The organism is Cupriavidus necator (assembly GCF_013141915.1).
Lineage (GTDB): Bacteria > Pseudomonadota > Gammaproteobacteria > Burkholderiales > Burkholderiaceae > Cupriavidus > Cupriavidus necator_B.
On record NZ_SROX01000018.1, the window covers coordinates 1 to 22,065 of the forward strand.

Below are 22,065 nucleotides of genomic sequence, written 5' to 3' on the forward strand. Positions count from 1 at the left end.
CCGCGGCGTGCAAGGGACCATTTGGCCTTTGACCGCTGCAATGCATGCCGACGCCGCCATCCAGCAGGAGCGGGACACGCAGTGATCCGCACAGCCCAACGCCTGTATTATCGATTTACAACGTATCGCCTGTAAATGCAGCAAGCAGCAGAAAGAATCGTCGCCGTGACCGCGGCGCAATGGATGGAGAGAAGGATGGACACCCGATTGATGAGCGAGCAGGATCTGCGTGACGTGACCGGCAAGAAGCGGCACAGCGCGCAGGCGGCCTGGTTCAGCCTGCACTTCGGCGTGACGCCGGTACAGCGGGCGGACGGCCGGATCATCCTGACCTGGGCGGCATTCGAGGCACTGCAGGCCAAGCGCGCTGGGGTGCTGCCAGGCGCTGCGACGCCGGGACGAACACCCTTGATTCCATTGCGCAAGGCGGCATGATGGCACGAAAGAAAAGCGGCCTTCCGACTCGGGTCTATGTCCGATCCGGCGCTTACTTCTGGGTGCGGCCGACGGATGAGAAGTGGATCCGGCTGTGCCGCGTAGAGGATGGCCAGACTGCGATGTTCGACCGGCTGGCCGAGGAAAAACGGCGGGTCGAGTCTGACGGCGACGAGGGGAGCATGTCGCGGCTCGTGGCCGTCTATATGGAGCAGCACGAGAAGCGATACGCCGACACCTTCCGGGCCGAGTGGAGGCGCCGCGGCGAGGATGTCCGCAAGGCCTTCAAGCGGCACAGCGTGGAGGAAGTCGATCCGGGGCTGGTGCAGGATTTCCTGCTCGGCAACTGGCCTGACAAGCTTCCGACTCAGACCGCCATGAAGGGCTGGCTGTCCAAGTTCTTCTCATGGGCGGTACTGCGCCGGCATGTGGCGCTGAACCCCTGCCGAGAGATCACGCTGAAGAAGCCGAAGACGCGCAAGGTCTACATCCCGCACGCGCACTTCCTGGCGATACGGGAGGCACTGGCGGTCTACAGCTACGACAAGAAGATCGGCGCCAAAACGCACCACATCACCGCCAAGGTGCCGACCGGGCCGGAGATGCAGGTGTTCGTCGACCTGTGCTATCTCACCTGCCAACGGTCAACCGACATCCGGGACCTGCGCTGGCTGCAGGTAGACCGCCTCGCCGGCGTCATTCATTTCATTCCCAGCAAAACAGCCGATAGCAGCGGCGAGGCGGTGGACTGGCCGATCACGCCGGAAATCGACGAGGTGCTGCGCCGCGCCAAGGAACTCCAGCGCGACCTTAAGGTGCAGTCGCTGACCGGTCACGTCGTGACGGATCGCAATGGGAAGCCCAAGACCGCAGCGGCGTGCCGGGACGCCTGGCGCGATGCGCTGGTGCGCGCGAAGCTGGAGGGAAAGGACTACACGGTGAAGGACATCCGGGCCAAGGCGCTCACGGATGCAAAGAAGGCGGGGTACGACATCGAGGCTCTGCAGGTGGCCGGCGCACACACCGATCGCGCGACCACCGAGGGCTACATCAAGCAGCGGGAGGTGCCGGTTTCGACTGTTCGCCTGCAAATGCCATTAAGAGGGGCGTCGTAATGGCGGATTTCAGGACAATCGAAATACTGGTGCCGGCCAGCAGCGGCAAGTTGCTGACCGATACGGAGGACTTGATTCGATTCTGGATGCGCGTCGAGTTGGGGCCCACCGACGAGTGCTGGCCGTGGACCGGGGCAATGTTTCGAGAGGGATACGGCCAGTTCATCAGCAACGGCCGATCCTGGGTGGCCCATCGTATTGCGTATCAGGACTGCGTTGAGCCGATTCCGCTACGGCGCACGGTCAGAATCGTGTGCGGCAATCGCGCGTGCTGCAACCCGAGGCACCTTCGGCTCGGGGGTAATGGACGGTCCCGAAATCAGGACACGAAGACCCTCTTTTTGGATGCATCCAAGAAATTGGGGTAAAACGCCAACCAGCGCGAAAAATAAAAAACCCGCTTGGCCTTATACCAAGCGGGTTCTGTCTGGTCGGGGCGAGAGGATTTGAACCTCCGACCACCTGCACCCCATGCAGGTACGCTACCAGGCTGCGCTACGCCCCGAAGCAAAAGATTATATCAGAAGCATTTCTCGTATGACTAGCTCCTGACGTGGAAATTATCCGTGCTTCGCAATCTCGCGCAGCTGTGCCAACAGGTGCTGCACGTCGACCAGCGCATTGCGCAAGCCGGCAATGTCGACCGACAGTGCCGGCGCCTTGTCCGCGCCGCCTTCCATCGACTCTTGCGCTGCCGTCGCCGCGCTGTGATGACGGCCCTCGTCGAGGCGGTTGCGCGCGCCGTTGATGGTGAAGCCCTGCTCGTAAAGCAGCTCGCGGATGCGGCGGATCAGCAGGACTTCATGGTGCTGGTAATAACGGCGGTTGCCACGGCGCTTGACCGGCTTGAGTTGCGTGAACTCCTGTTCCCAGTAGCGCAGCACGTGCGGCTTGACGGCGCAAAGCTCGCTGACTTCGCCGATGGTGAAGTAGCGCTTGGCCGGGATCGGCGGCAACGCGATGCGGTCACTGGGTTTGTCCGACATGCAGTGTGTAGACGAGCGTCAGGCCATGCCGGCCAGAAGGTTGGCGCGCCTCGCGCGCGCGCCCAGAAGCATACCGATGCCGGCTTCGGGAAGCAATCCGCCGTTCGGGTGACGGGTCAGCCGGCGATGCCGGCGCGTTCTTCGACCAGGCCCTTGAGCTTCTGGCTGGCGTGGAACGTCACCACGCGGCGCGCGGTGATCGGGATGACTTCGCCGGTCTTGGGATTGCGGCCGGGCCGCTGCGGCTTGTCGCGCAACTGGAAGTTGCCGAAGCCGGAAAGCTTGACGCTGTCACCCTGCTCCAGCGCTTCACGGATGACATCGAAGAAGGCCTCGACCATGTCCTTCGATTCACGCTTGTTCAGGCCGACCTGGTCGAACAGCATCTCGGCAAGCTCGGCCTTGGTCAGCGTGGGAACTTCGGTCGCGCGGGCGTCCGGCATGGCTTCGTCAAAGGATGCTTGCCGGTCGCTCATCTCACCCAGTGCTGCAGCGGTCATGGAATTCGCGTCTCGATCATTCATGTCGATCGCTCGAGTGTCTGTCTGGCGATCCGCCCGGGGCAAGCCCGGGCGCCCTGTTTATCGCGGTGCGTCGGTCATGGCGACCGATCAGCCGCGCAGCCGCGCCTGGAAGGCTTCGGCCAGCGCGTCGACCATGCAGCGCACCGCGCTGTCGACGGTTTCGTCCTGGAGGGTCGACCCAGTATCTTGCAAGGTCACCCGGAACGCAAGGCTTTTCTCGTCCGCGCCGATGGCCGTGGAAGCCCCCTTGGGACGGAACTCGTCGAACAGCACCAGGCCCTGGCAGAAGCGGCCGTAACCCTGTTTTTCCAGCGCCGCGCGCATGGTGTCGAGCAGGTCCTGCACGCGTACCGATTGCTTTACGACCACGGCAAGGTCACGCACGGCGGCGGGGAACTTGGAGATCTCGGTGTACGCCGGCAGGCCGGCGCCGCGCAGCGCGTCGAGCTGCAATTCGAACAGCACCGGCGCATGCGCCAGTTCATATTCCTGCAGCCAGCGCGGATGCAGTTCGCCCACCACGCCCACGGGCTTGCCGTCGAGCAGCACGCGCGCGGCGCGGCCAGGATGCAACGCCGGGTGCGACACCGGCTCGAAGCGCGGCACGCGCGGATGGAACAGCGACTCGACATCGCCCTTGATGTCGAAGAAGTCGACGTTGCGCGTGGCGATGCCCCACTGCTCTTCGAACGCCGGGCCGTAGGCAATGCCCGCGGCCATCATCGGCTGGTCATACCCGGCCACGGTCAGGCCGCCGTCGGTGACGCCGGTGTCGCGATGGAACACGCGGCCCACCTCAAACAGGCGCACGCGCGCGGCCTTGCGGTTCAGGTTGTAGCGCACCTTGTCGACCAGCCCGCCGATCAGCGTCGAGCGCATCACCGCCAACTGGCTGGCGATCGGGTTCAGCAGGCGGATCGGCTTGTCGTTGGCGGCGAAATCACGCTCCCACTTCTCTTCGACGAAGGCGAAGTTGATCACTTCCTGGTAGTCGCGCGCGGCCACGGCGTGGCGCACCACGTGGGTGGAGCGGCTGGCTTCGTTGGTCGGGCGCATTTCGCTTTCGGCAACCGGCGGGCGCGCCGGGATGCGCTCGAAACCGTAGATGCGCGCGACTTCCTCGATCAGGTCTTCCTCGATCTCGATATCGAAACGGTAGCTCGGCGGCGTGACCTCGAACACTTCGCCCTCGGCGCCCTGCGCGCGCGTGAACGGCAGTTGCAGGCGCTGGAACACATCGGCGATGGCCGCCGGCGACAGCTCGATGCCAAGCACGCGCTCGGCGCGCGCCACGCGCAGGCTGACCGGCTTGCGCACCGGCAGGTTGACCACGTGGTCGTCCACCGGGCCGGCCTGGCCGCCGCAGATTTCGAGGATCAGCGCGGTGATGCGCTCGATATGCTCGACCGTGGTGGCGTAGTCCACGCCGCGCTCGAAACGGTGTCCGGCATCGGTCGAGAAGTTGTAGCGGCGGCTGCGGCCCTGGATCGCGGCCGGCCACCAGAAGGCGGCCTCGAGGTAGATGTCGGTCGTGTCCAGCGTGACGGCGGTGCTGTCGCCGCCCATGATGCCGGCCAGGCTCTCGATTTCCTTGTCATCGGCGATCACGCCGACCTGCTCGTCGACCTCGATGGTGTTGCCGTTCAGCAGCTTGATCTGCTCGCCCTTGCGGCCCCAGCGCACGTCCAGGCCGCCGTGGATCTTGTGCAGGTCGAACACGTGCGACGGACGGCCCAGTTCGAGCATCACGTAGTTGGAAATGTCGACCAGCGCCGAGACGCTGCGCTGGCCCGAGCGCTCCAGCCGCTGCACCATCCACAGCGGCGTGGCGGCGCGTGCATTGACGCCGCGGATGATGCGGCCGGAGAAGCGGCCGCACAGGTCGGGCGCCGACACCTTGACCGGCAGCTTGTCCTGGATCGTCACCGGCACCGGCGCCATGTCGGGCAGCTTCAGCGCGGCTCCGGTCAGCGCCGACACTTCGCGCGCCACGCCGTGGATCGACAGGCAGTCGGCCTTGTTCGGCGTCAGCTTGATGACGAAGACCTGGTCGTCGAGGTCCAGGTACTGGCGGATGTTCTGGCCGACCGGCGCATCTTCCGGCAGCACCATCAGGCCACCGTGGTCCTCGGACAGCTTCAGTTCGCGCCCCGAGCACAGCATGCCGTAGCTGTCGACACCACGCAGCTTGCCGACCTTGATCTCGAACGGCTTGCCGCCGTCTTCCGCCGGCGGGAGCACCGCGCCCACCAGCGCGCACGGCACCTTGATGCCGGGCTTGACGTTGGGCGCACCGCAGACGATCTGCAGGGTCTCGCCGGTGCCGGCATCGACCTGGCACACGTTGAGGCGGTCGGCGTTGGGATGGCGCTCGGTCGACAGCACGTGCGCGACCACCACCTTGTCGAACGGCGGCGCGACCGGGCCCACCTCTTCCACTTCCAGCCCGGCCATGGTCAGGCTGTGCGACAGCGCGTCGGTGGAGATCTTTTCAGGGTTGGCGAGGGTGCGAAGCCAGGATTCCGAGAATTGCATGGCGCTTCTGATCCGGTAAGTATTCTGTGTAGTCGGTGACGAGTTTGACGCTGCGCCGCTCAGGCGAACTGGCGCAGGAAGCGCACGTCGCCTTCGAAGAACAGGCGCAGGTCGTTGATGCCATAGCGCAGCATGGTCAGGCGCTCGAGGCCGGAGCCGAACGCGAAACCGATATAGCGCTCGGGATCGAAGCCCATGTTGCGCAGCACGTTCGGGTGCACCTGGCCCGAACCGGAGATTTCCAGCCATTTGCCATTGCCGAAGGCCATGTCGATTTCCGCCGACGGCTCGGTGAACGGAAAGTACGACGGGCGGAAGCGCACCTGGATGTCGTCGCGCTCGAAGAACTTACGCAGGAAATCGGTGTACACGCCCTTGAGGTCGGCAAAGCTCACATCCTCGCCGATCCACAGGCCTTCGACCTGGTTGAACATCGGCGAGTGGGTGGCATCGCTGTCGACGCGGTAGGTGCGGCCCGGGCAGATCACCTTGATCGGCGGCATCGCCTTGCCGGCGTATTTCGCGACATGCATCCTGGCGTAGCGCACCTGCATCGGGCTGGTATGCGTGCGCAGCAGCAGAAGCTTGTCGTCACTGTCGCGGCCGTCCACATAGAACGTGTCTTGCATCGAACGCGCCGGATGGTTGTCCGGGTTGTTCAGCGCGGTGAAGTTCATCCAGTCGGTTTCAATCTCCGGGCCGTCGGCCACGTCGAAGCCGATCGAGCCGAAGATCTGCTCGACCCGCTCCCAGGTGCGCATCACCGGGTGCAGGCTGCCGCGGGCCACCGCACGGCCCGGCAGTGTGACGTCGATGGCTTCGGCGGCCAGGCGCGCATTCATCAGCGCGTCGGCCAGCGCCTGGCGTCGCGCCTGCAGCGCGGCCTCTACCTGCTGCTTGACCTGGTTGATGCGCGCGCCTTCCGTCTTGCGGGTTTCCGGGTCGAGCTTGCCGAGGCCCTTGAGCAGTTCGGTCAGGGCGCCGGTCTTGCCCAGGAAGCGGGCCTTTTCGTTTTCCAGCGTGGCGTTGTCGTTGGCGGCGGCGAAGGCGGCCTGGGCAGCGGCGACAATTTGATCCAGATCCTGAGACATGGCGGCGGTCGTGGCGTGTTCTGGCGTCGGTCGGCGCGGGGGCCGAGGCGACGTGGGGTTGGCACTACGTGCGGTATGCGTTTCCGGATGCCGTCTCGAGGACAGACGCAAAACGATATCCGGAACCGCAAATGAAAACGGGGCTCGGTGAGGAGCCCCGTTTCAGCGGACCTTGCGGTCAGCGGTCGACCTTGCGGTCGGTGCTTGCCCGACGGCGCTTACGCGCCGCCGCAGCCGGCATCAGGCAACGGTGGCTTTCACCTGGTTGACGATGGCGGCAAAGGCAGGCTTGTCGTGAATAGCCATGTCCGACAGCACCTTGCGGTCCAGTTCAATCGAGGCCTTCTTCAGACCGTTCATGAACACGCTGTAGGTCATGCCATGCTCACGCGTCGCGGCATTGATACGCGCAATCCACAGCGCGCGGAACACGCGCTTCTTGTTGCGGCGATCGCGGTACGCGTACTGGCCGGCACGCATGACCGCCTGCTTGGCGATGCGGTAGACATTATTGCGACGGCCGCGGTAACCCTTGGCAGCGTCGATGACTTTTTTGTGACGGGCCCGTGCAGTGACCCCACGCTTTACTCGAGGCATGTAATTCTCCTTTCGTTGTCGTCAGGGGTTATGCGTAAGGCATCATCGCGCGCACCGACTTCAGGTTCGTCTCATGGACGTCCTGGGTACCGCGCAGTTGACGCTTGTTCTTGGTGGTCTTCTTGGTCAGGATGTGACGCTTGAAGGCCTGGCCACGCTTGAACGAACCGTTCGGACGGGCAGTAAAGCGCTTGGAGGCGCTTTTCTTCGTCTTCATCTTCGGCATGAAAAACTCCAGCTCATATGACATGCATGCAGGTGGACGGCTCACGCCGACGCTTGCAAGACCCGCATCCACTTGTTGTTGCGCGATGGTCCTTGCGGACCCGCGCGACTTCCGCACGAAGCAACGCCGGGATGACTGGCATCCCGGCCGCCGCACCGCGCAGGAATTACTTCTTCTTCTTGGGGGCGATCACCATCACCATCTGGCGCCCTTCCATCTTCGGCATCTGCTCGACCTGGCCGATTTCTTCCAGGTCCGCCTTCAGGCGTTCGAGCACACGCACGCCGATTTCCTGGTGCGCCATCTCGCGACCACGGAACCGCAGCGTGATCTTGGTCTTGTCGCCATCTTCCAGGAAGCGCTTCAGGTTGCGCAGCTTGACGTTGTAGTCGCCATCATCCGTGCCCGGCCGGAACTTGACTTCCTTGACCTGGATGATCTTCTGCTTCAGCTTCGCCTCATGGGCGCGCTTGGCTTCCTCGTACTTGAACTTCCCGTAATCCATGATCCGGGCGACGGGCGGAACCGCGTTCGGCGCGATCTCCACCAGGTCCAAGTCCTTGTCCTCAGCCAGCCGCAGTGCGTCCATGAACTTGACGATGCCGAGCTGCTCGTTATCAACCCCTACCAGGCGCAGCTCAGGCGCGCTGATTTCCCGGTTGATGCGATGACCTTTGTCCGTAGCGATGTTGCGTTACCTCAAGAAGACAAAAAAACAAGCCGTGCTCATCACCCATCAGGCTTTGCTGGCGACGTCGTTTTGCAGACGCTCAACAAACGCGGAGACAGGCATCACACCCAGATCCACGTTGCCACGGGCACGCACGGCCACTTGATTGGCATCCCGCTCCTTGTCGCCCACAACCAGCAGGTAGGGGATCTTTTGAAGCGAATGCTCGCGGATTTTATACGTAATTTTCTCGTTACGCAAATCGGCCTTTGCCCTAAACCCTTGTTTTTGCAGCAATTGCACGACGCTTTCGGCGTATTCTGCCTGCGAATCCGCAATATTCATGACCACGACCTGCTCCGGGGCCAGCCACGCGGGCAGCGCGCCGGCGTGATTTTCCAGCAGGATGCCCAGGAAGCGCTCGAACGAGCCCAGGATGGCGCGATGGAGCATCACCGGGCGCTTGCGCGAATTGTCCTCTGAGACGTACTCGGCACCCAGGCGCTCTGGCAGCACCAGGTCGAGCTGCAGCGTGCCGCACTGCCACGAGCGGCCGATGGCATCCTTGATGTGGTATTCGACCTTGGGGCCGTAGAAAGCGCCCTCGCCCGGCAGCTCTTCCCAGTCCACGCCGCAGGCGCGCAGCGCCAGGCGCAGGCCTTCTTCGGCGTGGTCCCAGACCTCGTCCGAGCCGGCGCGCTGGTCCGGGCGCAGCGACAGCTTGACCTTCACATCCTGGAAGCCGAAGTCGTCATAGACCGAGAACGCCAGTTCGTTGAAGGCCTTGGCCTCGGCCACGATCTGCTCTTCCGTGCAGAAGATGTGCGCATCGTCCTGCACGAAGCCGCGCACGCGCATCAGGCCATGCAGCGCGCCGGACGGCTCATTGCGATGGCAGGCGCCGAACTCGGCCAGGCGCAGCGGCAGGTCGCGGTACGAGCGCAGGCCGTGGTTGAAGATCTGCACATGGCCCGGGCAGTTCATCGGCTTGATCGCGTAGTCGCGCTTTTCCGATTCCGTGACGAACATGTTCTCCTTGTAGTTCTGCCAGTGGCCTGACTTCTCCCACAGCGAACGGTCCATCACCTGCGGCGTGCGCACTTCGTCGTAACCGGCGTCGGTCAGGCGGCCGCGCATGTACTGCTCGACGGCCTGCCACACCTGCCAGCCCTTCGGATGCCAGAACACCATGCCGGGCGCCTCTTCCTGCAGGTGGAACAGGTCCAGCGTCTTGCCCAGCTTGCGGTGGTCGCGCTTCTCGGCCTCTTCCAGCATGTGCAGGTAGGCCTCCTGGTCTTCCTTCTTCGCCCACGCCGTGCCGTAGATGCGCTGGAGCATCTCGTTGTTGGCGTCGCCGCGCCAGTAGGCGCCCGCCACCTTCATCAGCTTGAAGACCTTGAGCTTGCCCGTCGACGGCACGTGCGGGCCGCGGCACAGGTCGACGAAATTGCCTTCGCGGTACAGGCCGATTTCCTGGTCAGCCGGGATCGAGCCGATGATCTCGGCCTTGTACTTCTCGCCCATCGACTCGAACAGCGCCACCGCTTCGTCGCGGTTCCACACTTCGCGCGTGACTTTTTCGTCCTTGCGGGCCAGCTCCGTCATCTTCTTCTCGATGGCGGCCAGGTCTTCCGGCGTGAAGGGACGCTTGTAGGCGAAATCGTAGTAGAAGCCGTTTTCGATCACCGGCCCGATCGTCACCTGCGCCTCCGGATACAGCTCCTTGACGGCATAGGCCAGCAAGTGGGCCGTGGAGTGGCGGATCACATCGACGCCGTCGGCATCCTTGTCCGTGACGATGGCCAGTTTCGCATCGCGCTCGATCTTGTAGCTGGTGTCGACCAGCTGGCCGTCCACCTTGCCGGCCAGTGCGGCCTTGGCCAGGCCGGCGCCGATGCTTTGCGCCACTTCGGCAACCGTTACCGGGCCGGGAAACTCGCGGCGGGACCCGTCCGGCAGCGTGATTGCGATCATTTCGACTCTCCAGGTTCCGCCGGCGGCGCCTTGCACCTTGCCTGGGCGGATCAAACTGCATCTTGTGGCGCCGGCCCGCATGCCTGCGCGCTGGCGATCTGTTCTTTGTGCCCGCCTTGCCGCACGGGAAAGCCGGCAGCTTAGCAGGGCGCCGGCAGGCGACAGACGAAAAAAAACGCGGCCAAGGCCGCGTTTCTCTTTGTCAAACCCGATCCAACCGGGTCGAAGGCGCACCTCGACTACTGTCGCTTGCCAGCGGTAGTAGTTCGCGGTGTCATAACCATGGTGCCCTTCCGTTCCGTATGGGGTTGAATCGGACTTGCCGTACTGCTTTTTACTGCTCTACTGCAATTCGTTGGTAGGCTCGATTGGACTCGAACCAACGACCCCCACCATGTCAAGGTGGTGCTCTAACCAGCTGAGCTACGAGCCTAGCGAAGCCGCAAGTATAGCATCACTTTCTTTTCGCCTGCAACACCCCCTGCACCTCTTCGATCAGCAGCAGCGCCCGTTGCAGCTGCGTGGCCTCGGACACCTCGGCGGTGAACTGCATGCGCGCCACGCCCTTGCTGGACAGCGTCTTGACCCCGGTGACGTTGATCTTTTCGCGCGACAGCACTTCCGAGATATCGCGCAGCAAGCCCTGCCGGTCGATGGCCTCGACATGGATATCGACCGGGTAGACCGCGGCGTGGCTCTTCTGGCCCCACTCGGTCTGGATCACGCGCTCCGGCGCGCGCGCCGACAGCTGCTGGAAGGTATGGCAGTTGCGGCGATGGATCGACACGCCGCGTCCGCGCGTGACAAAGCCCACGATCTCGTCCGGTGGCGCCGGCTTGCAGCAGCGCGACATCTGCGTCATCAGCGAATCCACGCCCACCACCAGCACGCCGCTCTTGGCGCCACGCGCCACGCTGGTGGCGCGGCTCTTCTTGGTGACGGCGTCTTCCTCGCTCAGCGGCGCCTGGACTTCGCCCTCTGGGTGGCGCAGCGCGTGCTCGACATGGCGCAGGCTGAACTCGTCCTTGGCCACCGCGGCGAACAGTTCGTCGGGCGTCTTGAAGTTCAGCCGCGTCGCCAGGTCTTCCAGCTTGACCGCGGTCTTGCCTTCGCGCTGCAGCGTCTTGTCGATCAGCGCGCGGCCCTGCGCGATGGTTTCCTGCGAGTCCATCGCGTTGAACCATGCGCGTACCTTGGCGCGCGCGCGGCTGCTGGCCAGGTAGCCCAGGTCGGCGTTGAGCCAGTCGCGCGACGGGCCGCCCTGCTTGACCGCGATGATCTCCACGGTCTGGCCGTTCTTGAGCGGCGTGTTCAGCGGCACCATGGTGCCGTCGACGCGCGCGCCGCGGCAGCGGTGGCCGAGGTCGCTATGCAGGTAGTAGGCAAAGTCCACCGCGGTCGCGCCCTGCGGCAGCGCCACCACGCGCGCCTGCGGCGTCAGCACGTAGATGTGGTCGTCGATCGCGGCGTGCTTGATCTGCTCCCAAGATTCGTCGTGCGCCACGCTGTGGTCGGCGTCGTCCTTCCACGCCAGCAGCTGGCGCAGCCAGGCAATCTTCTCGTCATAGCGCTCGCTGGCGGAGAACTGCCCGGCATAGCCGCGGCTGCCCGCCTCTTTGTAGCGCCAGTGCGCGGCCACGCCGTATTCGGCGAAGTGGTGCATTTCCTGCGTGCGGATCTGCACCTCGAAGGCGCGGCCGTCATCGCCGATCACCACCGTGTGCAGCGACTTGTAGCCGTTGGCCTTGGGCCGTGAGATATAGTCGTCGAACTCGCGCGGGATCGGCTGCCAGATATGGTGGACGATACCCAGCACCGTATAGCAGTCCTTGATATCGTCGACGATCACGCGGAACGCGCGCACATCGTACAGGTCGGCAAAATCCAGCTCCTTGCCACGCATCTTTTTCCAGATGCTGTAGATGTGCTTGGGCCGCCCGCTCACCTCGGCGCGGATGCCGGCAGTGGCCAGCTCCGACTGCAGTCGCGCGATCGCGCCGGCGATATAGCCTTCGCGCTCGATGCGCTTTTCATCCAGCAGCCTGGCGATGCGCTTGTAGGTATCGGGCTGCTCGAAGCGGAAGGCGAGGTCCTCCAGCTCCCACTTCATCTGCCAGATGCCTAGCCGGTTGGCCAGCGGCGCGTAGATGTCGAGCGTTTCACGCGCCACGCCGGGCAATGGCGCCTGCTTGGTCTCGGCCAGCCAGCGCAGCGTCTGCAGCCGCGAGGCCAGCCGCACCAGCACCACGCGGATGTCCTGCGCGAACGCCAGCAGCATCTTGCGCAGTGCCTCGACCTGCTCGTGGCGCGCCTGCGCTTCGTTCTTTGACGGCGCGGCCGCTTCCACGTCAGGGCGATTGCCGGCAATGGCACCGATGCGCAGCAGCTGCCGCACGCCATTGACCAGCCGCGCCACTTCTTCGCCAAAGCGCGGCTCGATCTCGGCTTCGGTGCCGGGCACGAATGCGGCCAGACCGAACAGGCACGCGGCCGCACGCGCGGAATCGTCCACGCGCAGGCCGTCGAGGATGCGCAGCATCCCCTCCGCGTGCGACTGCACGGTCTCACCCGTAGGCAGCGCCACGCCGGCGCCGTGCGCACGCACGTACGCCAGTGCGCGCTCAACCAGCTCGGTATCCGGAATGCCCGCGACCCGGCCAGCCAGGTCGGTCGACGTCACCATGTCACAGCGCCTGCATCAGTTGAGCGCAGCGGTCACCACCACTTCGATCAGGTAATCGGGATTGGCCAGGCGGGCTTCGACGGTGGCGCGCGGCGGCGTGTTGCCTTGCGGCACCCAGGCGTCCCAGACCTCATTCATCGCGCCGATCAGGTCGACGTTGGTCAGGAAGATCTGGCACGACAGGATGCGGGTCTTGTCGCTGCCGGCCTCGGCCAGCAGGCGGTCGATATGGCCGAGCACCTCGCGCGTCTGGCCACGGATATCGGCCTTGGGATCGACCTCGGGCACCTGCCCGGCCAGGTAGACCACGCCGTTGTAGACCGCGTATTCGGACAACCGCTTGCCCACGTGGGCGCGCTTCAGTTCAAGGTTACTCATGACAATGCGTTGATCGATAAAAAACAGGTCCGCCGCGAGATACGCGCCCACTCACCCGACAAAGAACTGCCGGGCGATCGCGATCTGCGCCGGATCGACAAAGGTCGGCGCGTGCCCCACTTCCGGGACTTCGACCGCGCTCACATGCTTGCCGCGCGCCACCATCTCGGCCACGGTCTCGCGCAGCAGCAGGTCGGACTGCGCGCCGCGCACCACCAGCACTGGCGCCTCGATGGCCTCGAAGCCGCGCCACAACGCGGCTTCGCCCGCGGCCACCGCTTCCGGCGTGGACTTGCGGAACGGCACGGCCAGCTGCGGATCGTAATGCAAGCCCCATTCCAGGCCATCGGCACCCTGCACCGGCTTGATGATCGCGGCGTTGAGTTCACGCCACTGTTCCGGCGTGTGGCGCCCGAACGAAGCACTGATGGTCTGCAGGTACGCCAGCCCTTCCTCGAACGTCTTGAAGCGTACCGGGAGCCCAAGGTAGGCGCCGATGCGCTCCACCGCCGACAGCGCAATCTTGGGGCCCACGTCATTGAGCAGCAGCTTGCGCACCGGCGAATTCGGCAACCCGGCCAGGCCCATGCCGATCAGGCCGCCCATCGAGGTACCGAACCAGTCCACCTTCTCGACATTGAGCCGCGCAATCAGCGTGACCATGTCGGACACGTATTGCGGCACGATGTAGCCGTCAGGATTGGCCAGCCATTCGGAGCGGCCGCGCCCCACCACGTCGGGGCAGACCACGCGATAGTCGCCGCACAGCGCGCTCGCGACGGCGTCGAAGTCGCGGCCGGTGCGCGTCAGGCCATGCGCGCACACCAGCACGCGCGGATTGGCGGGGTCGCCCCACTCGTGGTAGGCCATGCGATGCAGGCCCGCCGGACTGATGCACTGGACAAAACCGAGGCGCGGACTGGCAGACATCTGGACTCCCTGACGGACCGGCCAGGACCGCGGAAAAGCGGCGCTGCCGGTGGATGAGCAAAACTGGATTGTACGCCGCACCGGGTACAATGCCACAGCACACTGTCTGCGCCACCGCACGCGCCACATGCTGGTGCGCGGTTGAGCCAGACCAGGCGGTACGGACCATCCGGGCCGCCTTTCCTTCCTGTGGAATTTCTCTCGACGGAGGCTTACATGCTCAAAGGCAAGACCGCTCTGGTGACGGGCTCGACCAGCGGTATCGGGCTCGGCATCGCAAAGGCATTGGCTGCCCAGGGCGCCAACATCATCGTCAACGGCTTTGGTGACGCGGACGCCGCAAAGACCGAAATCGCGCAGGCCGGCCAAGGCATCCGGGTTGGCTACCACGGCGCGGACATGAGCAAGTCGGCAGAGATCGAGGACATGATGCGCTATGCGCAGGCCGACTTCGGCGGTGCCGATATCCTGGTCAACAATGCCGGCATCCAGCATGTGGCGCCGATCGAGGATTTTCCCACCGAGCGCTGGGACGCCATCATCGCCATCAACCTGACCTCGGCATTCCACACCACCCGCCTTGCGCTGCCCGGCATGCGCCAGAAGAACTGGGGCCGCATCATCAACGTGGCCTCGACGCACGGGCTGGTGGCGTCGGCACAGAAATCGGCCTACGTGGCGGCCAAGCACGGCATCGTCGGCTTCACCAAGGTGACCGCGCTGGAAACCGCGCAGACCGGCGTGACCGCCAACGCGATCTGCCCCGGCTGGGTGCTGACGCCGCTGGTGCAGAAGCAGGTCGAAGCGCGCGCGCAGAAGGAAGGCATCCCGGTCGAGCAGGCCAAGCGCGAACTGGTGCTGGAAAAGCAGCCCTCGGGCGAGTTCGTCACGCCCGACGAGCTGGGCGCGCTGGCCGTGTTCCTGTCGTCCGACGCGGCCCGCCAGGTGCGCGGGGCAATCTGGAACATGGATGGCGGCTGGGTCGCGCAATAAGGCGGCACCACCAGGAGCAACGAATGCAACGACGACGTTTTCTCGGCACCCTGGGCGCGCTGGCGCTCGGCACGCTCGCCGCGGGCGTGCTCGGGCCCGCGGCCGATGCGCTTGCGCAAGCCAAAGCCCCGGTCATCGAGGTCTACAAGAGCCCGCTGTGCGGCTGCTGCGAGGAATGGGTCAAGCACCTGCGCGCCAACGGCTTCGCCGTGACGGTGCATGACGTCGAGGATACCGGCGACTACCGCAAGCGCTTCGGCATGCCGGAGCGCTTCGGCTCCTGCCACACCGGCTACATCGGTGGCTATGCAATCGAGGGGCACGTGCCGGCCGCCGATATCCGCAAGCTGCTCGCCGCCAAACCGAAGGCGGTCGGGCTGGCGGTACCAGGCATGCCGGTCGGCTCGCCGGGCATGGAACAGGGCCCGCGCAAGGATCCCTTCGACGTGCTGCTGGTCAAGGCCGACGGCGCCGCCTCGGTGTTCACGCGCTACCACAAGCCGGCGGCCTGATGCGCCGCCCCGCCGGATACGCGCGCGCGTATCCGGCCCGCCCTACACCTCTGCCAGGCGTTCCAGCGCCGCCTCGACTTCCCGCCATACCGACTCGGTCTCGCCCTCGGTGCACTCGCCGTGCTGGCGCTTGACCGCACCCAGCCGGTTCAGCACCAGGTGCCGGTCCGGCACCACGCCCACGTTTGCCAGGCACGCCTGCACGCAAGCCAGCGGGCAGCCGTCCAGCGCAAGGATCGGCCGGCCCGATCGGGCCACGCGCGTCAGCGCCGGCACCCCGCCGCCCACGCCGCTGATGCACGACATTTCCGCGCGGCCACTGCGGTCCAGGCGCACCGCGCAGGCATTGGCCAGTTGCGCCACGCTGGAGCAGCCGGAGCAGGCATACACCAGTGGCAGGGATTGTGTGGGGCAAGCCGGCATCGCACCTTCCGTCAGGACTTTTGCTGGCAGGACCACGCCTGCCGAAAAGCGGCCAGCATAGTGCGTTGCGCACGGGCGGGCCATCCGCCGGTCGAGCTAGCCCGCACGGCCGATCCGCGTAGCCAGGTCCCTGGACACCAAATGAAAAAGGCCCTGTGGCGCAATGCGCCACAGGGCCTGCCAGGCGGTGCCGTACGCTTGCTTACAGCAGCGGCGCCCCGGTCTTCGCCTGGATTTCCTCGCGGCTGACGCCCGGTGCGGTTTCAACCAGCTTCAGGCCGTCCGCGGTCACGTCGATCACGCCCAGGTCGGTGATGATGCGGTTGACCACGCCCACGCCGGTCAGCGGCAGGTTGCACTGCTTCAGGATCTTGATGTCTTCGGTGCCGTCCTTCTTCTTGGCGGTGTGTTCCATCAGCACCACCACGCGGCCGACGCCGGCGACCAGGTCCATCGCGCCGCCCATGCCCTTGACCATCTTGCCGGGGATCATCCAGTTCGCCAGGTCGCCCTTCTCGCTGACCTGCATCGCGCCCAGGATCGCCAGGTTGATGTGGCCGCCGCGGATCATCGCGAACGAGTCGGCCGACGAGAAGATCGACGAGCCCGGCAGCGTGGTCACGGTCTGCTTGCCGGCGTTGATCATGTCGGCGTCGACTTCGGCCTCGGTCGGGAACGGGCCGATGCCGAGCAGGCCGTTCTCGGATTGCAGCCAGACTTCCATGCCTTCCGGCACCCAGTTGGCCACCAGCGTCGGCAGCCCGATGCCCAGGTTGACGTAGAAACCGTCCTGCAGCTCGGCCGCGGCGCGCGCGGCCATTTCGTCACGTGTCCATGCCATGATGGGATCTCCTTAGCTGGCCGCGCGCACGGTGCGCTGCTCGATGCGTTTCTCGGGGGTGGCGTTCAGCACCAGGCGCTGCACGAAGATGCCGGCCAGGTGGATCTCGTCCGGATCGAGTTCGCCGGTCTCGACGATCTGCTCGACCTCGGCCACGGTGACCTTGCCCGCCATCGCGCACATCGGGTTGAAGTTGCGCGCGGTGCGGCGGAACACCAGGTTGCCGGCCTTGTCGGCCTTCCAGGCCTTGACCAGCGCCACGTCGGCGGTCAGCGAACGCTCCATCACGTATTGCTCGCCGTCGAATTCGCGGATTTCCTTGCCTTCGGCGACGATGGTGCCAACCCCGGTCTTGGTGAAGAAAGCGGGGATGCCCGAGCCGCCGGCGCGCAGCTTTTCGGCCAGCGTGCCTTGCGGCGTGAATTCCAGCTCGAGCTCACCGGCCAGGTACTGGCGCTCGAACTCCTTGTTCTCGCCCACGTAGGACGAGATCATCTTGCGGATCTGGCGCGTGGCCAGCAGCAGGCCCAGGCCGAAGCCGTCAACGCCGGCGTTGTTGGAGATGCAGGTCAGCTGCTTGGCGCCGCTGTCGCGCAGCGCGGCGATCAGCGCCTCGGGGATGCCGCACAGGCCGAAACCGCCCACAGCGATCGTCTGGCCGTCGCGGACGACGCCTGCAAGCGCTTCTGCGGCGCTGGCGTAGACCTTGTTCATGCTTCGCTCCTTCCTCGGTAGTCCCTGTCGATCTCCCCGCCGGCGGGTGGTGCGGCGGGCGACGCAGGGAAATTGTAACGGTACAATCGGCGACGGGCGCCGGTTCTCGTCCGACCGACAGCATACGCAAGCCCAGCCGGCTACGCCATTACGTAAAAATACATAAGCAGATGCCCGCCATCGACTACCAGACTGCCTTCCAGCTCGCCCCCGTGGGCCTGGTGCTGTCACGCGAGCGCGTGATCGAGGACTGCAACGAAGAGGTCTGCCGCATTTTCGGCACCACGCGCGAGGCACTGCTGGGCCAGTCGTTCCAGGTGCTCTACCCCACCGCCGACGAGTTCGAGCGAACCGGCGCGCGCATCGCGCCGATCATGAACAAGCACGGCATGTATTCGGACGAGCGCATCATGAAACGCGCCGGCGGGGAATTGTTCTGGTGCCACGTCACCGGCCGCGCGCTGGAACGCACCCAGCCGCTGGGCGCCGGGATCTGGACCTTCGAGGACCTGTCGCAGAAGCGCCAGGTCACCGCCGAACTGACCGCGCGCGAACGCGAGATCGCGGCGCAGCTGGTGGAAGGCAAGACCAGCAAGCAGATCGGCAAGCTGCTGGCGATCAGCCCGCGCACGGTCGATATCTATCGGGCGCGGTTGATGAAGAAGTATGGGGCGAGTACGTCGGTGGACCTGGTGCAGCGGTTGGTGCACCACTGAGACAGCAAAATCCCCTCGGTTTGCTCTCCTCTCCCGCTTGCGGGAGAGGGGCCGGGGGAGAGGGGAGCAAACCCTCGGCAGCTCGTTAGCCTTCGACGACCTCCCGGATCTCCGCCGGCACCGGCACCGATTTCTCCAGCGCGTAATCGCACCACACCACCTTGGCCCCACCCTCGGCCCACACCACATCGGGCATGTCGGTGCGGCAGATTTCCATGCGCGTCTCGAAGCTGGTGCGCCCCAGCTGTCCGGCATAGACCCGGCACTCGATCTCACCCGGATAGCGCAGCTGCTTCAGGAAAGTCATATGCGCATTGATGATGACCGGCCCCTGCCCGTTCGCATCCTTGCCGCCGCGCCCCAGCGACGCGAACCACTCGATGCGCGCCTGCTCCAGGTACTGGAAATAGACGGTGTTGTTGACATGGCCCATCGCATCCATGTCGCCCCAGCGGATCGGCATGACCGCCGTATAGACGTGTTTCATCTCAGCCTCCAAGGCAACAGGCCCGCCAAATCCGGCGGGCCTGCTTCATGATCTGGCTCAGCGCTTGGCGATCGCGCCTTCAGCCTTGGTCACCAGGTCGGTGCCGATCTGCTTCTTCCACTTGTCGTAGACCTTGGCGGTGGCCTTGCGGAAGGCGTCATGCTCGGCCGGGGTCAGGTGCGTGACCTTGACGCCGTGCGCTTCCATGTCCTTCCACGCGGGCGCGCCGGCCTCGGCCAGGCCCTTGCGGGCCAGCGCGATTTCCTGCTTGCCGGCGTCGATGGCGGCCTGCTTGACGATCTCGCGGTCGGCCGGGGTCCAGCTTTCCCAGATCTGCTTGTTGACCACGAAGATCAGCGGATCGGCCACGTAGCCCCAGGTGGTGACGAACTTCTGGCCCACCGTGTACAGCTTGGCGGCGGCGAACACCGACTGCGGGTTCTCCTGGCCGTCGACCGCGCCCGAGGCCATCGCCGGCTGCGCGTCGGCCCAGCTCATCTGGGTCGGGTTGGCGCCGAGCGCGTTGAAGGTCTCGATATACAGCGGCGAACCGACCACACGGAGCTTCATGCCCTTGAGGTCTTCCGGCTTGCGGATCTCGCGCTTGGAATTCGACACCTCGCGGAAGCCGTTTTCGCCCCAGGCCAGCGGCACCACGCCGGCCTTCTCCAGCGTGGCGAAGATCGACTTGCCGACCTCGCCCTGCGTGAGCGCGTCGAGCGCCTTGTAGTCGGGCATCAGGAACGGCAGCGAGAACAGGTTCAGTTCCTTGACCTGCGGCGACCAGTTGATGGTAGAGCCCACCGCCATGTCGATCACGCCCTGGCGGATCGCCGAGAATTCGCGGGTCTGGTCGCCGGCCACCAGCGAGGTGCCCGGGTACAGCTTGATATTGATGCGGCCGTTGGTGCGTTGCTTGACCAGGTCGGCCCAGATCTCGCCGCCCTTGCCCCACGGGAAGGCCGGGCCGAGCACCAGCGACATCTTGTATTCGGACTTGTAGGTCTGGGCCATCGCGCCGGCGGGGGCGAAGGCGGAAGCGGCCATGGCGGCAGCCGTTGCGAGCATCAGGGCACGACGTTTCATTTCATCTCCTCTCGGGAAAGCATCAATTCTTGTTTGTGCATGCGGAACATCAGTAGCCAAGGTAGTCAGGCAGCCACGTCGCCAGCGGCGGATAGGCCAGCACCATCAGCATGGCGATAAACATCGCCAGCAGCATCCAGATCACCCAGGGCACGGTCTCTTCCATGCGCACCCGGGCGATCCGGCACGACACCATCAGGTTGACCGCCAGCGGCGGCGTGAACTGGCCCAGTGCCACCTTCAGCGTCAGCACCACGCCGAACCACACCGGGTTCCAGTGGAAGGCATTGGCGATCGGCAGCAGCAGCGGCACGAAGATCAGGAAGATCGAGATGCCGTCGAGGAACATGCCCACCGTCATCAGCAGCAGCACGATCAGCGCCAGCACGCCATATTCGCCCAGGCCGGAGGTGGCAATCGCCTGCGCCAGCGGGTCGATCACGCCCAGCGTCGACAGCGCATAGGCGAAGATGCCGGCCAGCGCCACCACCAGCAGGATCACGGCCGAGGTCTCGGCCGCTTCCTGGAAGATCGTGAACAGGTCGCGCAGGCCGATGCTGCGGTACACCACCATGCCGACGAACAGGCCATAGACCACCGCCACCACGGCGGCCTCGGTCGGCGTGAACCAGCCGGCGCGCATGCCGCCCAGGATCAGGAACGGCGCCACCAGGCCCCACGCGGCCTCGCGCAGGCTCTTCCAGAACGGTGGCCGCGGCAGCGCGGCCTCGGCGGCGCCCATGTTGTGCTTGCGCGCCAGCCACACCGCCGGCACGATCAGCGCGATGCCGGCCAGCACGCCGGGGATCATGCCGGCGGCGAACAGCGCCGGCACCGACGCGCCCGGCACCAGTACGCTGTAGATGATGAAGGCCACCGACGGCGGAATCAGGATGTCGGTCGCCGCGGCCGCGCCGACCACCGCCGCGCTGTACGAGCCGGGATAGCCCGCGCGCGACATCGCCGCGATCATCACCCCGCCCACCGCGGCCGCATTGGCCGGGCCGGAGCCGGAGATGCCGCCGAGAAACATCGCCACCAGGATCGCCACCAGCGGCAGCATGCCGGGGCCACGGCCGACGATGGCGATGGCAAACGTCACCAGCCGCTGCGCCACGCCGGAACGATCGAAGATCGACCCCACCAGCACGAACATCGGGATCGCCAGCAGCGGATACTTGGCCAGACCCGCGTAGAAGTTCTGCGGCACGGCCAGCAGGCCGAACATCTGGGTATCGAGATTGGACAGGCCGATTGCAACCAGGCCGCCCAGGCCCAGCGACACGCCGATCGGCACGCCCAGCAGCATCAGGCCGATAAAGACCACGAACAGGATGATGGCAACCAGCGTCATGGCGCACGCTCCGCTGGTGCCGCCTTGCCGGCATGCAGCGCCTTGAGCGCGCGCACGTTGCGCGCCATCAGGGCCAGCGCGCGCAGCGCGATCCCGGCCGACAGCACCGGCAGCCAGACCGAGTACCACCAGCTCGGCACGCCGATGCCCGGCGAAGTCTCGCCGAAGGTGTATTCGTCCCAGGTGATGCGCGCGCCCAGCACCGCCAGCGCGATAAACATCACCGCCACCGCCAGCGCCGACAGGATCGCCAGGCGCCGCTGGCGCGCGGCGCTGCCGCGTTCGAAGAAGAATTCGATGCGGATATTGCGGTCGCGCGCCACCGCGGCGCTGCCGGCCACCAGCGCCAGCACGATCATCAGGAAGACGGAGAACTCCTCGGTCCAGGCGAATGACTCGTCGGTGAAATAGCGGACCACCACGTTGGCGAAGGTGATGCCGACCAGCAGCACCATCACGATCACGCCAATCCAGTCCTCGAGGCGGGGCGATACCCGGAATTCAGCGTCCTGCGCTTCGTCGGCGGCCTGCGGGATCACCGCGGAATCGACGACGTGTTGCGGCACGGCGTTGCGCCGTGCCTGTTGTTGTGGCTCCATCTCCCCGGCCTCCGGTCCAGGGCCGCTCGGGCCATGCGGCCACCGCGGCGTTCTCGCTTTGTATGTAAAGACTTAATCTGCAGACATGGCGGATTATGCCAAGACTGGCCTGCCACGCACGAAATTTCTGAATATTGATGCGTGCTGACGACGGCGCGCCCAAGGGGACCGGATCAGCCCAGGGTTGGCCGTCGGG

Annotated in this window: 23 protein-coding genes and 2 tRNA genes; 5 read left to right on the top strand and 20 right to left on the bottom strand. The window is 65.3% G+C overall.

Annotated features, from left to right (window positions below):
• Window positions 1-135 precede the first annotated feature (135 nt).
• On the top strand, window positions 136-435 hold the full coding sequence (locus tag E5S69_RS25440; protein ID WP_236901431.1) for a DUF4224 domain-containing protein: 300 nt from the start codon (window positions 136-138) through the stop codon (window positions 433-435).
• Window positions 432-1,550: a tyrosine-type recombinase/integrase gene (locus tag E5S69_RS25445; protein ID WP_171517233.1), complete on the top strand. Its 1,119-nt coding sequence runs from the start codon at window positions 432-434 to the stop codon at window positions 1,548-1,550. Before E5S69_RS25440 ends, E5S69_RS25445 begins: the two co-directional genes overlap by 4 nt.
• 428 nt (window positions 1,551-1,978) lie before the next feature.
• Here E5S69_RS25445 and E5S69_RS25455 read toward each other — a convergent pair.
• The 13 genes from E5S69_RS25455 to E5S69_RS25515 all read right to left on the bottom strand — a co-directional run bounded on the left by E5S69_RS25455 (window position 1,979) and on the right by E5S69_RS25515 (window position 14,144).
• Window positions 1,979-2,055 (bottom strand) — tRNA-Pro (locus E5S69_RS25455).
• A gap of 55 nt (window positions 2,056-2,110) precedes the next feature.
• The gene (locus E5S69_RS25460; RefSeq protein WP_171517235.1) at window positions 2,111-2,536 is read right to left on the bottom strand and encodes a MerR family transcriptional regulator; all 426 of its coding nucleotides are present in this window, start codon (window positions 2,534-2,536) and stop codon (window positions 2,111-2,113) included.
• Between the two features lie 116 nt (window positions 2,537-2,652).
• Complete coding sequence (locus E5S69_RS25465) at window positions 2,653-3,060, bottom strand: integration host factor subunit alpha (RefSeq protein ID WP_171517236.1); 408 nt, start codon at window positions 3,058-3,060, stop codon at window positions 2,653-2,655.
• An 87-nt stretch (window positions 3,061-3,147) separates the two neighbouring features.
• The gene (pheT, locus tag E5S69_RS25470; protein ID WP_171517237.1) at window positions 3,148-5,595 is read right to left on the bottom strand and encodes a phenylalanine--tRNA ligase subunit beta; all 2,448 of its coding nucleotides are present in this window, start codon (window positions 5,593-5,595) and stop codon (window positions 3,148-3,150) included.
• A 59-nt stretch (window positions 5,596-5,654) separates the two neighbouring features.
• Window positions 5,655-6,686, bottom strand: coding sequence for a phenylalanine--tRNA ligase subunit alpha (pheS, locus tag E5S69_RS25475; RefSeq protein ID WP_171517238.1), 1,032 nt, complete (start codon window positions 6,684-6,686; stop codon window positions 5,655-5,657).
• A 240-nt stretch (window positions 6,687-6,926) separates the two neighbouring features.
• Window positions 6,927-7,283: a 50S ribosomal protein L20 gene (rplT, locus tag E5S69_RS25480; RefSeq protein ID WP_008650487.1), complete on the bottom strand. Its 357-nt coding sequence runs from the start codon at window positions 7,281-7,283 to the stop codon at window positions 6,927-6,929.
• Window positions 7,284-7,311: 28 nt separating this feature from the next.
• A complete protein-coding gene (gene rpmI, locus E5S69_RS25485; RefSeq protein ID WP_006575466.1) occupies window positions 7,312-7,509 on the bottom strand; it encodes a 50S ribosomal protein L35 in 198 nt (65 codons plus the stop codon).
• A 166-nt stretch (window positions 7,510-7,675) separates the two neighbouring features.
• The gene (gene infC, locus E5S69_RS25490) at window positions 7,676-8,197 is read right to left on the bottom strand and encodes a translation initiation factor IF-3 (protein ID WP_171517362.1); all 522 of its coding nucleotides are present in this window, start codon (window positions 8,195-8,197) and stop codon (window positions 7,676-7,678) included.
• Window positions 8,198-8,245: 48 nt separating this feature from the next.
• A complete protein-coding gene (gene thrS / locus E5S69_RS25495; RefSeq protein ID WP_171517239.1) occupies window positions 8,246-10,153 on the bottom strand; it encodes a threonine--tRNA ligase in 1,908 nt (635 codons plus the stop codon).
• 356 nt (window positions 10,154-10,509) lie between these two features.
• Window positions 10,510-10,586 (bottom strand) — tRNA-Val (locus E5S69_RS25500).
• A 21-nt stretch (window positions 10,587-10,607) separates the two neighbouring features.
• Window positions 10,608-12,836, bottom strand: coding sequence for a RelA/SpoT family protein (locus E5S69_RS25505; RefSeq protein WP_171517240.1), 2,229 nt, complete (start codon window positions 12,834-12,836; stop codon window positions 10,608-10,610).
• A gap of 15 nt (window positions 12,837-12,851) precedes the next feature.
• Window positions 12,852-13,214: a RidA family protein gene (locus E5S69_RS25510; protein ID WP_171517241.1), complete on the bottom strand. Its 363-nt coding sequence runs from the start codon at window positions 13,212-13,214 to the stop codon at window positions 12,852-12,854.
• Window positions 13,215-13,265: 51 nt separating this feature from the next.
• Window positions 13,266-14,144, bottom strand: a complete 879-nt coding sequence (locus E5S69_RS25515; protein WP_171517242.1) for an alpha/beta fold hydrolase — start codon at window positions 14,142-14,144, stop codon at window positions 13,266-13,268.
• Window positions 14,145-14,360: 216 nt separating this feature from the next.
• Between E5S69_RS25515 and E5S69_RS25520 the strand changes: the two genes are divergently transcribed.
• Complete coding sequence (locus E5S69_RS25520; RefSeq protein ID WP_171517243.1) at window positions 14,361-15,137, top strand: 3-hydroxybutyrate dehydrogenase; 777 nt, start codon at window positions 14,361-14,363, stop codon at window positions 15,135-15,137.
• Window positions 15,138-15,160: 23 nt separating this feature from the next.
• A complete protein-coding gene (locus E5S69_RS25525; protein ID WP_171517244.1) occupies window positions 15,161-15,649 on the top strand; it encodes a DUF411 domain-containing protein in 489 nt (162 codons plus the stop codon).
• Between the two features lie 42 nt (window positions 15,650-15,691).
• On the opposite strand, the gene E5S69_RS25530 is transcribed toward E5S69_RS25525, so the two are convergent.
• From E5S69_RS25530 to E5S69_RS25540, 3 genes are all read right to left on the bottom strand, one after another.
• Window positions 15,692-16,072, bottom strand: a complete 381-nt coding sequence (locus E5S69_RS25530; RefSeq protein ID WP_171517245.1) for a putative zinc-binding protein — start codon at window positions 16,070-16,072, stop codon at window positions 15,692-15,694.
• 202 nt (window positions 16,073-16,274) lie between these two features.
• The gene (locus E5S69_RS25535; RefSeq protein WP_171517246.1) at window positions 16,275-16,913 is read right to left on the bottom strand and encodes a CoA transferase subunit B; all 639 of its coding nucleotides are present in this window, start codon (window positions 16,911-16,913) and stop codon (window positions 16,275-16,277) included.
• A 12-nt stretch (window positions 16,914-16,925) separates the two neighbouring features.
• Window positions 16,926-17,627, bottom strand: a complete 702-nt coding sequence (locus E5S69_RS25540) for a CoA transferase subunit A (RefSeq protein WP_171517247.1) — start codon at window positions 17,625-17,627, stop codon at window positions 16,926-16,928.
• 170 nt (window positions 17,628-17,797) lie between these two features.
• Here E5S69_RS25540 and E5S69_RS25545 point away from each other — a divergent pair, with 170 nt between their 5' ends.
• A complete protein-coding gene (locus tag E5S69_RS25545) occupies window positions 17,798-18,343 on the top strand; it encodes a PAS and helix-turn-helix domain-containing protein (protein ID WP_171517248.1) in 546 nt (181 codons plus the stop codon).
• Window positions 18,344-18,428: 85 nt separating this feature from the next.
• Here E5S69_RS25545 and E5S69_RS25550 read toward each other — a convergent pair whose 3' ends face one another.
• The 4 genes from E5S69_RS25550 to E5S69_RS25565 are packed head-to-tail and all read right to left on the bottom strand — an operon-like array spanning window position 18,429 to window position 21,869.
• Window positions 18,429-18,830, bottom strand: a complete 402-nt coding sequence (locus E5S69_RS25550) for an acyl-CoA thioesterase (protein ID WP_171517249.1) — start codon at window positions 18,828-18,830, stop codon at window positions 18,429-18,431.
• A gap of 57 nt (window positions 18,831-18,887) precedes the next feature.
• The gene (locus tag E5S69_RS25555; protein WP_171517250.1) at window positions 18,888-19,916 is read right to left on the bottom strand and encodes a DctP family TRAP transporter solute-binding subunit; all 1,029 of its coding nucleotides are present in this window, start codon (window positions 19,914-19,916) and stop codon (window positions 18,888-18,890) included.
• Between the two features lie 49 nt (window positions 19,917-19,965).
• Complete coding sequence (locus tag E5S69_RS25560; protein ID WP_171517251.1) at window positions 19,966-21,270, bottom strand: TRAP transporter large permease; 1,305 nt, start codon at window positions 21,268-21,270, stop codon at window positions 19,966-19,968.
• Window positions 21,267-21,869 carry a TRAP transporter small permease gene (locus E5S69_RS25565; RefSeq protein WP_171517252.1) on the bottom strand — a complete coding sequence of 201 codons (603 nt, stop codon included), beginning with the start codon at window positions 21,867-21,869 and terminating at the stop codon, window positions 21,267-21,269. Before E5S69_RS25565 ends, E5S69_RS25560 begins: the two co-directional genes overlap by 4 nt.
• Between the last annotated feature and the right edge of the window lie 196 nt (window positions 21,870-22,065).